At 40.0% G+C, this 15,433-nt stretch carries 13 protein-coding genes and 2 pseudogenes; 12 read left to right on the top strand and 3 right to left on the bottom strand.

The features are described 5' to 3' along the window. Window positions 1–211 precede the first annotated feature (211 nt). Window positions 212–886: an adenylate kinase gene (locus K8S13_RS12585; RefSeq protein WP_291462956.1), complete on the bottom strand. Its 675-nt coding sequence runs from the start codon at window positions 884–886 to the stop codon at window positions 212–214. A gap of 226 nt (window positions 887–1,112) precedes the next feature. Between K8S13_RS12585 and eno the strand changes: the two are divergent. From eno to K8S13_RS12570, 3 genes and pseudogenes are all read left to right on the top strand, one after another. Continuing rightward, window positions 1,113–2,365: pseudogene (gene eno / locus K8S13_RS12580) on the top strand (phosphopyruvate hydratase). 27 nt (window positions 2,366–2,392) lie between these two features. Beyond that, window positions 2,393–3,259, top strand: coding sequence for a hypothetical protein (locus tag K8S13_RS12575; RefSeq protein WP_291462955.1), 867 nt, complete (start codon window positions 2,393–2,395; stop codon window positions 3,257–3,259). Window positions 3,260–3,279: 20 nt separating this feature from the next. Continuing rightward, window positions 3,280–4,923 carry a CTP synthase gene (locus K8S13_RS12570; RefSeq protein ID WP_291462954.1) on the top strand — a complete coding sequence of 548 codons (1,644 nt, stop codon included), beginning with the start codon at window positions 3,280–3,282 and terminating at the stop codon, window positions 4,921–4,923. A 36-nt stretch (window positions 4,924–4,959) separates the two neighbouring features. On the opposite strand, the gene K8S13_RS12565 is transcribed toward K8S13_RS12570, so the two are convergent. Both K8S13_RS12565 and K8S13_RS12560 read right to left on the bottom strand, forming a co-directional pair. Beyond that, complete coding sequence (locus K8S13_RS12565; protein ID WP_291462953.1) at window positions 4,960–5,421, bottom strand: hypothetical protein; 462 nt, start codon at window positions 5,419–5,421, stop codon at window positions 4,960–4,962. Between the two features lie 75 nt (window positions 5,422–5,496). After that, window positions 5,497–5,781 (bottom strand): hypothetical protein, encoded by a 285-nt coding sequence (locus tag K8S13_RS12560; RefSeq protein WP_291462952.1) that lies wholly within the window; start codon window positions 5,779–5,781, stop codon window positions 5,497–5,499. 223 nt (window positions 5,782–6,004) lie between these two features. Between K8S13_RS12560 and K8S13_RS12555 the strand changes: the two genes are divergently transcribed. The 9 genes and pseudogenes from K8S13_RS12555 to K8S13_RS12515 all read left to right on the top strand — a co-directional run. Further along, window positions 6,005–6,607 carry an alpha/beta hydrolase gene (locus tag K8S13_RS12555; RefSeq protein WP_291462951.1) on the top strand — a complete coding sequence of 201 codons (603 nt, stop codon included), beginning with the start codon at window positions 6,005–6,007 and terminating at the stop codon, window positions 6,605–6,607. A 79-nt stretch (window positions 6,608–6,686) separates the two neighbouring features. Continuing rightward, window positions 6,687–8,270, top strand: coding sequence for a GMC family oxidoreductase (locus tag K8S13_RS12550; protein WP_291462950.1), 1,584 nt, complete (start codon window positions 6,687–6,689; stop codon window positions 8,268–8,270). A gap of 5 nt (window positions 8,271–8,275) precedes the next feature. Beyond that, window positions 8,276–8,560: a hypothetical protein gene (locus K8S13_RS12545; RefSeq protein ID WP_291462949.1), complete on the top strand. Its 285-nt coding sequence runs from the start codon at window positions 8,276–8,278 to the stop codon at window positions 8,558–8,560. A gap of 271 nt (window positions 8,561–8,831) precedes the next feature. Beyond that, a complete protein-coding gene (locus K8S13_RS12540) occupies window positions 8,832–10,454 on the top strand; it encodes an aromatic amino acid lyase (protein WP_291462947.1) in 1,623 nt (540 codons plus the stop codon). A 24-nt stretch (window positions 10,455–10,478) separates the two neighbouring features. Further along, on the top strand, window positions 10,479–11,834 hold the full coding sequence (locus K8S13_RS12535) for an aspartate aminotransferase family protein (protein ID WP_291462945.1): 1,356 nt from the start codon (window positions 10,479–10,481) through the stop codon (window positions 11,832–11,834). Window positions 11,835–11,872: 38 nt separating this feature from the next. Then, window positions 11,873–12,355 carry an Lrp/AsnC family transcriptional regulator gene (locus K8S13_RS12530; protein ID WP_291462944.1) on the top strand — a complete coding sequence of 161 codons (483 nt, stop codon included), beginning with the start codon at window positions 11,873–11,875 and terminating at the stop codon, window positions 12,353–12,355. Window positions 12,356–12,395: 40 nt separating this feature from the next. Further along, window positions 12,396–13,331, top strand: a complete 936-nt coding sequence (locus K8S13_RS12525; protein WP_291462943.1) for a 3-keto-5-aminohexanoate cleavage protein — start codon at window positions 12,396–12,398, stop codon at window positions 13,329–13,331. A gap of 90 nt (window positions 13,332–13,421) precedes the next feature. Beyond that, a complete protein-coding gene (locus K8S13_RS12520; protein ID WP_291462942.1) occupies window positions 13,422–15,002 on the top strand; it encodes a class I adenylate-forming enzyme family protein in 1,581 nt (526 codons plus the stop codon). A gap of 168 nt (window positions 15,003–15,170) precedes the next feature. After that, a pseudogene (locus K8S13_RS12515) lies at window positions 15,171–15,433 on the top strand (C4-dicarboxylate ABC transporter substrate-binding protein); the annotation flags it as partial.

Raw genomic sequence — 15,433 nt, 5'->3', positions numbered from 1 at the left:
ATTCTTAATGCTCTTTCAACATCGTTATCAATAACCGTAACTGTAATTTCCTTCAAAAAACATCGCCCCTTTCATAGTGTATTTAAATATCGAGATATTTATAACCGAACTTTGTAACAAAATAATGCCTTAAAAGCAAGGAAAAAATAAAGCCTTTTCACTTAAAATTAAAGATAAAAAGGCTTTAAAATATGAATTAAACCAATAAATTTTACAGTTTGGAAACCAACTCGGCTGTTACTTCCGGAAGTGCTTTTTCACCGGCCAGTGTGATGTATTTTATATCATTGTCTTTTTCGGTCAGATCTTTGTAATAGTAAGAAGCAGCCAATGTGCCGGTTTCAGTGTCATAATAAATGGAATGACGTTTATCAATGGCCGTTTCATCCTGATCATCAGCACGTTTGGTTAAGGCACTGCCGCAAACCCTGCATTTGTCTCCGTCCGGTTTAATGGCATCAATAAAAATATTGTTCGGATGATTGTTGTCCTTTTCGCAAAGGCGGCGGCCCATGATTCTATCTTTTGCAATCTGCCTGTCAAGAAGCATTTCAATAACATAAGTGAGTTTAATACCGGCTTCTTCCAAAGATGCATGAAGCTTTTCCGCCTGAACTTTATTTCTTGGAAAGCCGTCCAGAAGCCATCCGTTTTTGCAGTCATCTTGTTTTATTCTGTCAAGAACCATTGGGATGGTGATTTCATCAGGAACCAGATCACCCTTGTCAATATATTCTTTTGCTTTTTTACCCAGATCGGTTCCGCCTTTGATGTTTTCACGGAAAATGGCACCTGATTCAACGTGTGCAAAATTATATTTGTCTTTCAGGATAGCGCCCTGGGTTCCCTTGCCACTTCCGTTTGGTCCAAAAAATAGAATGTTCATTTAAGACTCCTTATATGTATTAATTTAAGTGCCTGTATCCGGCACAACTTTTTTTTTATAATTTTTTTAAATTATAAGACTCGTTTTTATTTGTCAAGGTTAAGGAAAAAGTTGAGAATAGCCCTTGAATGTCATAATGGATATTGCTATTAATGACGGACAGAAAAAAATCATGAAAATTTTATAAAATATTAAGTATAAAATAACTTTAGGATAAGGGGGGAGCATGACTGAATTAATTGAGGTCAGGGCAAGGGAAATACTTGATTCCAGAGGGAATCCAACGGTTGAAGTGGACGTTGTCTTAGCCAGCGGTGCCAGGGGCAGGGCTGCGGTTCCATCCGGTGCCTCAACCGGTACAAGGGAAGCCCTTGAGCTTCGGGATAACTCGGACACTCGTTTTTTAGGCAAAGGTGTTTTAAATGCCGTTGCCAATGTTAATGAAGTGATTACACCTGAAATCATTGGATACGACGCCATGGATCAGGCAGGTCTTGACAGAACCATGATAGATATTGATGGTACTGAAAACAAGTCAAGGCTTGGTGCCAATGCCATTTTAGGCGTGTCCATGGCAGCAGCAAGAGCAGCGGCGGAAGCATGTGAGATCCCTTTGTTTCAGCATCTGGGCGGTATTAATGCCAGGGTGCTGCCTGTTCCCATGATGAATATTATCAATGGCGGGGCTCATGCCGCGAACAATTTGGATATCCAGGAGTTCATGATTCTTCCTTTTGGTGCTGTTTGCCTTACAGAAGCGGTTCGGATGGGAGCTGAGACCTTTCATCATCTTGCAAAGATCTTAAAGGGAGAAGGGCTTTCCACAGCAGTCGGGGATGAAGGCGGGTTTGCCCCGAACCTTAAATCCAATGAAGAGGCGTTGGAATATATTATCAATGCCATTGAGGCAGCCGGATACAGACCGGGTAAGGACATTGGTATTGCCCTTGACGCAGCCGCTTCAGAGTTCTATAAAGACGGCAAATATATTTTTCAGTCAGAAGGCAGAGAGCTTTCCCCCGGTGATTTGATTGATTATTATGAAAAATTGGTTGAAAAATATCCATTATATTCCATAGAAGACGGTCTGGCCGAAGATGATTGGGATTCATGGGGAATTATGACCGAACGGCTTGGAAATTCCGTGCAGATCGTTGGTGATGATATTTTTGTGACAAATCCTGATATTTTTAAAAGAGGAATTGAGAAGGGAATAGGCAATTCGATCCTGATTAAATTGAACCAACTCTGGATACCATTCAAATGGCGAAAGAATCCGGCTATACAACTATTGTTTCCCATCGATCCGGAGAAACAGAGGACTCTTTTATTGCCGATCTTGCCGTGGGTGTAAATTCAGGACAGATAAAAACAGGATCCATGTCCAGGAGTGACAGGGTGGCCAAATATAATCAACTCATCAGGATTGAAGAACTTTTGGGAGATAGTGCAACCTTTCCCGAAAATCTTTTTGTTTAATTAATTTTTAATTTACGTGTGACCTTTATGGTTACGTGTAACCTTCAGGTTATGAAAAATTTTTTTTGTTTAACCTTTTTTATACTGTTTTTTAACCTGTCTTTTATTTTGGCATCAGGTACGGGTGAGGCGTTTGTCCCCCAAACACCTCACCTTTTGCATCTTGTTATCCAAAAGATCAAGCAGCCTGTCGGTATCCAAGCCTATCAGACTAAAAAAATATTAAATTACGAAGACTCTGAGATTGGATTTTTTGAGTTAGAGGAAAAATTGATTTACTCATACCCCAAACGGCTCAGATCTGAAATTATTTCAGATACCATGACAAGTCTCACTGTTGAGTCTGATTTCAGATTTGTCAAAATAATGGATGGGGTTATAGTTTCCCATGATAAATCATTGGTTGATTTGTATACGGATATTCTTCTTTACCGGGATCATGAAAGTCTTTTAGATCAGCTTGCCATGGCAGGTATTGATACAACAAAAGTATCCTTTCAAAGATATAATGATACTATTTGCTATGTCATTGGCAGACCCTTGGAAAAAGGTAAACCCTTTTCAGGGCTTTGGATAGAAAAAGAGTCTTTTCTGCCCATTAAATATGTGGTTGAAAAAAATGGCTGGATGGTTGAATTTTTTTATAACAATTGGCAGCGGGCCAGCAAGACCTGGTACCCGATGCAGGTCAGTATTTTTTTGGATAATCAATTGTTTGCAATGATTCACGTAAGAAGCTTTGATTTGAAATCAGGGTTTTCGCCGGTTTTATTTGATATTGCGCACATTGAGCAGTTATATCCTAAAAGTGATCCTGATCCTTTTGATGAGAATTTGCAACAGGCTGACGAGCTTGACAAACGCATAGAAGATTTTAAAAAATTATATGAATAATTCTAAACAAGCGAGGAATAATGGCTAAAAACACCAAATATATTTTTGTTACCGGAGGCGTATTGTCATCTTTAGGCAAAGGGCTTGCATCCGCTGCCATAGGAATGCTTCTTGAAAGTCGCGGCCTGACGGTTACCATACAAAAACTTGATCCTTATATTAATGTTGACCCGGGAACAATGAACCCTTTTCAACATGGTGAAGTATTTGTAACAGATGACGGGGCGGAAACAGATCTTGATTTGGGCCATTATGAAAGATTCACCCATGCAAAGCTGGGTAAAAATAATAATTTTACCACGGGCAAAATTTATGACCAAGTGATTACCAAAGAGCGCAAAGGCGAATATCTGGGTGGTACGGTACAGGTCATCCCTCATATTACCGATGAAATCAAGCAGAGCATCCTTCTTGTGTCGGATGATGCCGATATTGTGATTGTTGAGATCGGTGGTACCATCGGTGATATTGAATCTTTGCCTTTTTTGGAAGCCATCCGGCAATTTAGAGCCGATGTCGGGTCATCCAATGTTATCTATATTCATTTAACTCTTGTTCCCTATATTAAAACCGCTTGTGAAGTAAAAACAAAGCCCACTCAGCATAGTGTAAAAGAGCTTCGCAGTATTGGTATTCAACCCGATATTCTTCTTTGCAGGACTGAAAGCTACCTGACCCAGGAGATTAAATCAAAAATTTCCCTGTTTTGTAATGTGGACACAGATGCTGTTTTTACTGCAAAAGATGTGGATTGCATCTATGAAGTGCCCCTGGTCTACAATAAGGAAGGACTGGGGGATAAAATATTAAAGATGCTGAATATCTGGGCAAGGGCGCCAAGGCTGGATGAGTGGAAGGAAATGGTTGAAAAACTTAAAAATCCAAGATTTTCAGTGAATATTGCTATTGTCGGCAAATATGTTGACTTGACGGAAAGTTATAAAAGCCTCAATGAAGCACTTACCCACGGTGGAATATCCAATGATGCCAGGGTTACTCTTCAATATATCGATTCGACAACCCTGACAGAAGATAATGTTGTAGAAATTCTTTCTAAAAGTGACGGTGTTCTTGTCCCGGGCGGATTCGGCTCAAGGGGGATTGAAGGAAAGATTGTCGCTGCAAAATATGCAAGAGAGAACAAGGTGCCTTATTTCGGGATTTGTCTTGGTATGCACATGGCCGTTATTGAAATAGCCAGGAATCTGCTCAGCCTTGAAGATGCCCATGGCCAGGAGTTTGACCCCTATACGCCATATCCTGTGATTTATCTTATGAAAGAATGGTATGACGAGCAGACCCAGCAGCTTGAAAAGCGGGATGAGGATTCTGATAAAGGCGGGACCATGCGTCTTGGCGCGTATCCTTGTAAATTGGTTCCTGATACCTTTGCCATGGCAGCTTATAAACAAGAAGAAATCTCAGAGCGTCACAGGCACCGTTTTGAATTTAACAATGAATATAAAGATCGATTGATAGAGGAGGCCGGGCTTGTCATCAGCGGGACTTCACCCGACCACGAGCTTGTTGAAATCGTGGAGCTTAAAGATCATCCATGGTATCTTGGATGTCAATTTCATCCTGAATTTAAATCCAAACCCGGAAATCCGCATCCATTATTCAGGGAGTTTATCAAAGCATCATTAAAAAATGCTAAAAAGTAAAAGGATATCTGATCAATCATTAAAATAAGCGTGTCATCAGTTTTTTTCTGATGGTATCATTTGCTTATTATATTGTTCAACAAGCTTTTCATAGGCCTCTTTTTTTTCCTGGTATTGTTTGATTTCAATATTAAATTGAGTGGCAAGCTCGTTGTATTTTTTTTCACCGATGGTCTTTTTTTGTTTGGTCAGAGCCTGTCTTTTTTTGACAAGGGCCTCATATTCATTATCAATCTCACCTTTTTTTATCTCAATAGATTTAAGCATAATGGTGTCTTTGGTTTCTATGTCTTTCTCTTCAGGCGGTTTTTCCTCAGGAGATGTTTGAATGCTTTGATAGACACTTAAGTCGGGTCTTTGGTCTTCAGGCACCTCTGAAATGTCGTCCGTGTAATACTTGATACCATCCTTGTCAATATAGTGATAATATTCTGCAAATACGGATGAAGCAGACAGTATATATAAAAAACAGATAATCAAAGCATAAAAGAGTTTCATATTTTTCTCCCTGACTTTTTGTGATTTCCTGAAATTTTAAATTAAAGTGCCCCATGATGTCAAGAAAGGAGATTTTTAAATTCTACAGAAACATGCAGATCTTTCTTTATCCTTGTTTCCCTCAAGCCAGGCCGGGACTATGAAGAGGGCCACCTTCTCAGAGCCGCCCTGGATTCCCGACAGAAACTGGGAGCCAATGGCAAATTCCCCATTGATACCTTCCTTGCAATGGGTGAGAATTTTTTTTAACCCAGGAGTGTCGGCATAATATTCCAAAAGTGCAACAAGACCTTCAGTGCAGGTGATGGGGCAGGAAACGCAGGCTTCTCCATTTTGGTAAATGAGATACACTATTGCCATGCATGTTCTAAGTTGTCAAGTGTTTTGTCGGGGTAATAAACTTGCTTTTATTTTCCAGATTCATCCCATATTTTTTCAACAAATGTCTTTATTGAATTGATCTTCACAATAAGACCCTTTATAAATGATCAATGGTGGTATAAAAAACAAGATGGAATTTAAAAAAAATAAGGACAGGTATTAAGTAGTATAGATGCTATTTTCATAAAACAGGATTATGCATATGGAGTCAATTATTATAATTAAGTGTGGGAATATAAAACTGGAGGGGGCTTTACGTGAAAATACGTCTCAAAAGGCCGTCATTATCTGTCATCCGCATCCGCTATATGGTGGGAATATGGAGAATCCGGTGGTGATGACCATTGCAGAATCTTTTTTTGAAAAAGGGTTTACAACCCTGAGGTTTAACTTCAGGGGAACGGGCAACAGTACCGGCATGTTTGATAATGGCAATGGCGAGCAGGAAGACATCAGGGCTGCCATGTCCTGTCTAAATGAATATGGTTATAAAAAGATCTATCTTGCCGGATATTCCTTTGGTGCCAGGATGAATGCCTTGGTGGTTTCCAAAGGATGTGAAATTGAAGACCATATTATGGTGTCTCCCCCTGTGGGTTTTATAAGCTTTGATGATATTGAGAAGATGCCTTCTACAGGTCTTATCGTGGCTGGGGCCAATGATGAGATTGCCCCTGCAGACCTGGTTCAGCATCATATCAATCAATGGCAAATTGATCCGAGGTATGAAATTATTAAAGATTGTGATCATTTTTATTCTGGCTGCCTGGGCAGGCTTAAGACCATACTGACAGATTACGTGTGACCTTCAGGTTACGTGTGACCTTCAGGTCATCTGTCCTGAAAAATGATGGGATAGGAACGTTTTTATTTAAGGGTGTGTAATGGGATCAAAACAACAGCATGATTTTGATTATATTGTTATCGGTTCAGGCTTTGGCGGAAGTGTATCTGCATTAAGGCTTTCCCAAAAAGGGTATCGTGTGGGGATACTTGAAAAGGGAAAAGAATGGAAGACAACAGATTTCCCAAAAACCAATTGGAATATCAAAAAATATTTTTGGCTGCCGGCCATGGGGTGTTATGGCTATCAGATGCTCACAATGTTCAAGCATGTCTGGATTATTCATGGCGGTGGTGTTGGCGGCGGAAGCTTAGTATATGCCAACCAGCTTCTTATTCCTCCTGATGAAGTTTTTGAAAGTAAGGACTGGTATATTGAGAATGCCAAAGAAAAATTGATGCCCCATTATGAGACAGCCAGAAAAATGCTGGGGGCAAATTTGAGTCCCCAGGTAGGAAAGGCTGACCTACTCTTAAAAGAAGTGGGCATGGAAATGACCGGGAAAGATACTTTTCATAAAAATGATGTGGGAATTTTTTTCGGTGAACCGGATAAAACAGTTCCTGATCCTTATTTCGACGGCAAGGGGCCGGATCGAACCGGATGTACGTTTTGCGGCGCCTGTATGATTGGGTGCCCTGTCGGGGCAAAAAATACGCTGGATAAAAATTATCTTTATCTTGCAAAGGATTTTGGTGCCAAGATTATCCCCGAAACAACTGTTACGGGTGTGAAGCCTGTGGTTGGTGGATATGAAGTTATCACAAGAAATACCGCCGGTTTCTTTAAAAAGGAGAGACGATATACGGCCAAAAGTGTCATTTTTTCAGGTGGCGTTTTAGGCACGGTAGAACTTTTAAGCAAATGTAAAGATAAAGGACTGCTGCCCAATATTTCCGATGAACTGGGAAATTTTGTGAGAACCAATTCCGAAACTCTTGTCAGTGTTAAATCAAATGATAAAGCTACCAACTGGAATGATCAGATCGCCATCACATCAGGAATTTACCCGGATGATACCACCCATATTGAAATTGTAAGATATAATAAAGGCTCAGATTTCCTTTTAAATTTGTACACCATCATGTCCGACGGTGGTGGAAAGATGCCAAGATTCATAAGTTTCCTGGGAAATATTGCCAAACATCCTTTAAGGTTTATTCGATTGTTATGGCCCCTGGGCAAGGCTGCATCCATGTCTGTTCTTTTAGTGATGCAGACGGATAAAAATTATTTGAAGTTAAAATACAAACCAAGATGGTGGCGGTTTGGTGGCAAAGCAATTAATTCTGAAATACCAAAAGGGTTTGAAAGATCCCCCAGCTTTATTCCGGTTGCCAATGAGACAGCCAGACGGCTGGCAAAGAAGATGGACGGGATTCCGTTAAGCTCGTTTCCAGAGGTTGTTTTAAATACATCAACCACTGCACATATTTTAGGAGGGTGCTGCATGGGTGATTCAGCGGAAGATGGCGTTGTTTCCAACAAGGGGGAATTATTTAATTATCCCAATCTCTATGTGGCTGATGGATCGGTGGTTTCAGCCAATCTTGGTGTGAATCCAAGTCTGACCATCACGGCTCTCTCGGAACATATTATGTCACAAATACCTAAGAAAGGATGATAACAATGAAGATACTATTTAGAATTGAAGGGATACCCGCCCTTTATAAACTCATGAAAAAAAAGAAAAAGCTTGATTTTATTTTTCAGGGAAATACCTTGCAGGATCTGGTAGATGGGTTGATCAGTAAATTTGGTCCAACAGTTAAAAATATTTTATTAGACAAAAAAGATGAAATTGATATTGAATATCGGGTTGTTGTCAATATGTCCAAATATCTTTCCTATGGTGAGAGGATGGATGAAAAATTGAATGAAGGTGACACCGTTCATCTGATGACGGTCGGCTGAGGGTAAAGATCAATCGCAGTCAGTCTGACTGCAAAAAAAATTAAAATAAGGTAAATCTGGTAAAAAAGTTTACAAAATAAGCTTAAACCAGGAAGTATGGTTTCGATAATTATATAAATTTAGAAATTTTCCTTATAAAATTAAAAAAATCCTTGACATGAGTTTATTGATTTGCTTAATCTTAAAAAAAATAGAATAAGTGATGTTTTATTTGGTGTCTATTTTTTAAAGTATTACCAATTAATAAATTTCTATATTTAAGGAGGGAATCATGCCAATCAAAGAAAATACTCTCATTCTTGACGGTTATACATTAACAATTGAAGAATTGATAAAAGCCGGGAACGATCTGTCTATAAAAGTTGAGATTGATGATAAAAACTGGCCTAAGATCCGTGACTGCAGAGAACTGGTTGAAAAATGGGCCAAAGAAGAACGGTGTATCTACGGGGTTAATACAAGCTGCGGCGGTCTGGTTGATTATCTCTTACCCAGAGACAGAGATAATGATTTTCAGAAAAATCTGGTCAGGAGTATCACTACCCAGGTGGGCAAACCCTTTGAAGATACGCTTGTCAGAACCTTTATGATCGCAAGGGCCAATTCTCTTTGTCGCGGTTTTTCCGGTATTAAAGAAGTAAATCTGAAAATTTATCTGGATATGATCAATAAACACGTTTTTCCGCTTGTTCCCAGGAAAGGTTCCTTGGGTACCAGTGGCGATCTGGGTCCTCTTGGCTGTATTGCAAGTGTTGCTTTTGGAGAATGGAAAGCAAACTATAAGGGCAAACTCATGCCGGGTAAAGAAGCTATGGAAGCTGCCGGTATAGAACTCATGTACTTGAATGCTAAAGAGGGCCTGTCCCTGATCAATGGAACTTCCGGCATGGTGGGTCTTGCCTGCACGGTTATCACAGAAGCCACCAATACATTAAAAAATTCAGATATTATAGCTGCTTTTGCCATTGAAACTTTAATGGGTAGATTTAATCCTTTTGATCCAATAGTTCACGAACAAAAATACCATCCTGGCCAGTATGCGACTGCAATGAATCTAACCAAGCTTCTCAAGGGAAGTAATCTGGCCATTGATGAGTTGGAACTTTCTTTAAAACTACAATCAACTTTGAAGCAGCACAGAGGTGTTTCTGTAGCAGATATTCCTGTTGAAGATGCATATTCAATCCGCTGTACACCTCAATTTGTAGGTCCGACAAAAGATTCTTTACAAAATGCCCATGACGTTCTATTACGGGAACTTAATTCCAGTAATGACAATCCATTGATTTTTACAGAGTTGGATACATTTTTCCATAATGGTCATTTCCACGGTCAGCCCATCTCATTTGCAATGGACTGTCTTGGGATCGCCATGGTCAATATTGGTGTTGTAAGCGACAGAAGAATTGATCGGTTCATGGATGAAGCCCACAGTACAGGGCTTCCTCCCTTTCTTTGCAAAGAAGACACAGGGGTTAGAATGGGACTTATGGGCGGTCAGTTCATGACAACATCGCTTGTTGCAGAAAACAGAACTCTTGCAGTTCCGGCATCTATTCAGTCCATCACATCCACTGCTGATTTCCAGGATATAGTCAGTTTTGGTCTGATTGCAGGAAGAAAAACAAGAAAGATTGTTGAAAATACCAACCATATTCTTTCTTTTGAATTGCTCTGCGCAGCCCAGGCAGCAGATCAAAGGGGAATTGACAGGCTCAGCCCTGCAGGTAAAATAATGCATAAAGCTGTTCGTGAAACCCTTGATTATATGGATAAAGACAAGGTTTATATTGATGATCTTGAAGAACTGAAAGCAAGAATTGAATCAGGTGAATTTGTAGAAAAGATAGAAAAAGAGATTGGCGAGCTTTTGATTGTTCATACAAAAGAATAATTAAATTAGGATAAGGATGACACCATGAGCGAAAAACAAACCGGTATTGAAGAACAAATTGAAAAGAAGATTGCTGAGGCTTATAAGGAAAAGTTTCCTGTTTCCAGAGAGCGCCATGAAAAGCTGATCAATTATATTCCCGGTGGTGCAACCAGAAGTCTGAGTTATTTCAAACCGTATCCCATCCATATCGATTATGGACAAGGCGCCTATGTTTATACCCATGAGGGGCATAAGCTTCTTGATGTCACCAATGCCTATGGCGCTATTGTCCATGGGCATGGGGACCCTGATATTGTTAAGGCAGTACAGGAAGGTATTGTAAGGGGTTCCCAGTATTCTACGCCTACACAGGGGCAGTATAAACTGGCAAAACTTTTATGTGAAAGAATACCCGGGTTTGACAGAATCAGGTTTGTAAATTCAGGGACAGAAGCCACTTTGTTTGCTCTGAGAACTGCAAGGGCTTATACTGGAAAAGACAAGATTTTAAAAATGACCGGTGGATTTCATGGTACCCATGACAGTGTGGCAGCATCCACAAAAAAGAATGTCATCACCGCAGGAATTCCCAAGGGCATGACCGAGGATATGCTGGAAGTCCCTTTTAATGATTTTCAAGCCCTTGAGAAAACAGTTAAGAACCATGCCTCGGAACTTGCCGCCGTCATCATGGAGCCTTTTTTAGGTGCCGGTGGCGTTGTACTGCCAAATCCCGGGTATCTTGAGCATGTAAGGAAAGTGACTTCAGACAATAATATTCTGCTCATTTTTGATGAGATTTTTTCTTACAGGGTTAATACCGGCGGATGCCAGAAGCTTTATGGCGTGACACCGGATCTGACAACGGTTGGAAAGGTTGTGGGCGGCGGACTGCCCATTGGTGTGTTTGGTGGTAAAGAAGATATCATGAATATTTTTTGCCATGAAAAAACAGATAAGCCTTTATACCACTCGGGAACATTTAACGGGTATGAAACCGTGATGCAGGCGGGATATGCAGCCTTGTCAAAATATGATGAAACTGCAGTGGCGTATGTAAACAAACTGGGAGATCAGCTCCAAAACGGACTTTTAGAAAGTTTTAAATCCAATGGACTAAATATCCAGTCCAATCAGATCGGATCTCTTTTGAACCTGCATTTTGTCAATGAACCCATTACAACGGCTGAGCAGGTGTTAGAATCAATAGAGCAGCTTCATACGCTCATGCATTTGTCTTTGCTGAACAAAGGGATTTTTACAATTCCAAGGGGGTTGTTTATCCTGTCGACTGCAATGACCCAACAGGAAATTGATTTTCTTGTGAATAAAATAGATGAAACTTTAAAAGAATTGTTGCCATTGATTGAAGATAAATATAACCATTTGCTCTTGTAACAAGTTAATTAAAAAAATATCCAAAAATGAGGGAATGAATGGTTCTGGATAAAATTGACAAACAAATTTTAAATACGCTCCAGGAAAATGGAAAAACAACAAATTCCAAGTTGTCTAAAATTGTTGGGATTTCAGCTCCTGCAACCCTTGAACGGGTCAAAAGACTGGAGATTGCAGGGGTGATTTCTCATTTTACAGCCATACTTGATCCTGAAAAAATCGGGTTTTCAATTATGGCCATGGTCAATATCAGCTTGAGCTTGAGTAGTCTTTCTTCTGTGGCCGCCATAAAGGGAAAATTTACTGAGCTGGATGAGGTGATTGAGTGCTACCAGATTGCCGGTGCAAATGATTTTATTTTAAAGGTGATTGCAAAGGATATTAAAACCTATGGGAAGTTTATGAATAAAAAACTTACCCAGATAGAAGGGATTCAGGTTATTAAATCTTCTTTTGTCATTGATAATGTTAAAGAAAAGAGGATGTTTGTTCTTGACCTGGATGAGGAGTACAGGGTGTAATAAATAATTATAACTTTTTTCAACAGGAGAAATTAAAAAAATGGATAATAAAATAATCATCACAGCAGCCATTACCGGATCTGTTCATATTCCAACCATGAGTGATTACCTTCCCATAACTCCTGACGAGATTGTGGAGGATGCGGTAAAAGCCCATGAGGCTGGTGCTGCCATTGCCCATATCCATGTAAGAAATCCTGAAAACGGATTGCCGGTATCAGATCCGGATCTGTTCTTGGAAGTCCATCAAAAAATCAAGGCCAGATGCAATATAGTACTGCTTCCCACCACAGGCGGCGGCATGAATCAAACCACTGAAGAAAAATTAATACCTATCAAAAAACTGGAACCTGAAATGTGTTCTTTTGATCCTGCACCTTTTAATTTTGGTATTTTCCAGATAGCAGGACGCTTTAAAGAGTATAAATATGATTGGGAGCCGGAATATCTTGAGCTGGTCAAGAATGTAACTTTCAGGCCAACATTTAACGATGATATCATCTATGGAAAGACTTTTCTTGAACTCGATACAAAACCTGAAATAGAAATATATGAACTGGGCCATGTTTCATATGTCAAATGGCTTCTTGAAGAAAATTTGCTAAAACCGCCGGCTCATCTCCAATTTGTTTTTGGCCCAATGGTGGGATGGATGACACCTTCGGTTAAACATCTGGTTTTGATTCATGATGAGGCAAAAGAAGTTCTTGGGGAAGAAAATTTTACATGGTCGGTTGCTGCCGGTGGAAGATTCCAGATTCCCATCACCTCAACAGCTATGGCAATGGGGGCACAGAATGTGAGAGTGGGTCTTGAAGATTCCATCTATGCAGGAAAAGGTATCATGGCAAAAGCAAGCGCTGATCAGGTGAACATGATAAAACGGATTGCAAAGGAAATGAGTCTAACGCCTGCAACCTCGGATGAGACAAGACAGATCCTTGGATTAAAAGGACTTGATAAAGTGAATTTTTAACTTTATTTGGTGTCTATAAAGATATAAAGAATTTCATAAGGAGATTTTTGGTTTAAAAATATAATTAATTAACAACAAAGGAGGGCATCGTTGAATTATTCAGGTTACGCTTCAATTCATGCTCGGCATATTCCTGACAAGGTTTGTCTGATCGAACGAACCCCGGCTGAGGGGGAAAGACGAACTTTTACCTGGAAGGAATTTAATGACGAGATAAATAGAACAGCTAATTTCTTGGCAAAGGAGTTGGGGGTTAAGCAGGATGATTTCGTCATGCACCTTCAGAAAGATTCACTGGAATGGCTTGTTACGTATTTTGCCATCATACGGTTAGGGGCTGTCGTTGTCCCATTAAATTTCCGGTTTGAAAGTTCTGATATCCTGTATGCGGCAGAGGTCTCGAATCCTGATGTCTTTATTCTTGGATCAGAATTTTTAGGGGTTGTCCAGCCTGCTCAAAAAGATTTGTCAACGATAAAAAAATATATCTGTGTCGGCAAGGATGTTCCGGATGATATGATAGATTTTAAAACAATCGAAGAATACCAGGATACATCTGATGCACTCGTGGAAGTTGACAGGGATCACAGCCTTGCCATGATGTTCACATCAGGTACAACAGGGAAACCCAAACCCGTACTTCATACCCATTTCTCGATTAATAATACTGCCGTTGGTAATGGAATGACCTATTTCGTTCAAACGGATGATAATTATTTATTCTTTTTACCGTTATACCACAGCGGCACCATGTTTTTGTGGGCACCTTTTTATGCCACTGGAGCCCAAGGCACGATAATCAGGGATTTCAGGGATCCCAAATGGATCATTGAAGCCGTTGCAGAGGAAAAATGCACGGATGTATTGTTTGTTGTGCCCATTGGGATTGCATTGCTCAATGCCCTGGACAAAGGAGATATTAATCTTTCTGATTATGACCTTTCTTCCTGGAAATATATGGAGATCGGTGCTCAGCCCGTGCCATTTGATATTATGAAGCTCCTTGTGGAAAAACTGCCATGTGCAGTGTCCAATATATACGGTATCACAGAAGGCGGCGGAGGCGGATTGTTTAACCTCTATCCGGAAGATGTCCTTTCAAGACCCGGGTCTATTGGTAAACCAACCTTTGGCGTTGAAGCAAAAATTATTGATCCCACGGGAGAGGAAGTTCCTGATGGACAGGTGGGTGAGCTGATATTTAGAACATCCAGAATGATGCGGGAATATTATTCAAACCCGGAAAAAACGCAGGAAGCATTAAAAAATGGTTGGCTTTATACCGGAGATTTATTAAAGAAAGATAAAGACGGGTACTTTTATATTGTTGACCGCATGAAGGATATGGTTACCAGCGGTGGTGAAAACATTTTTCCGGTTGAGATCGAAGATGCACTGATGGACCATCCTGATATTAATGATGTGGCCTGTATTGGATACCCGGATGACAGGCTGGTGGAGATTGTTCTTGCAATTGTTCAACTCAAAGAAGGAAGACAGATGAGCGAAGAAGATTTAATTGAATTTGCAAAATCAAAACTCTCCCTCTATAAGGTGCCACGTAAAGTTGTTTTTGATCAGGTTCCCCGAAATCCAACCGGGAAATTGATGAAACCCCAACTTCGGGAAAAGTTTACCGGGCGAAAGGAGGCATTTAAAAAACTGGATTAATAAATTTTCTATTGAACTTGACTTGCCATTGAATAGTAAATACGCTGTATACTCGTAGCGCAACTATTAAAGGAAAAGTTGGTTGGATTCCAAAAGTTGAAGCAGGTGCAGGATTTTGTAACGATTGCACCAAAATTTATAAACTAAATTTCAGGAAAGGAACTAAGTATGAAACTTCGAACACTTTTAGTACTATTGCTTGTTTTAATGGTTGGATCATTCATGTTCGCCGCCCCGGTATTTGCGAAGAAAAAACCTTCACTTGATAAGTGGAAACCGGATTTTGATCCCAAAGGCGCAAAATACAAATGTATTGTTTCTAACGTATCAACCCCTGGCTTGGTGGGAACACTTGCCGGTTTTGAGATCAGGGATGAAGTCTGGAAAAGAACAAACGGCAAAGTCTATGTGGACTTTAAACCCTATTCCAT

It is taken from the genome of Desulfobacula sp., assembly GCF_021107415.1.
The sequence above is the reverse complement of the archived record's forward strand: the minus strand, read 5'-3'. Positions and strand labels throughout refer to the sequence as shown.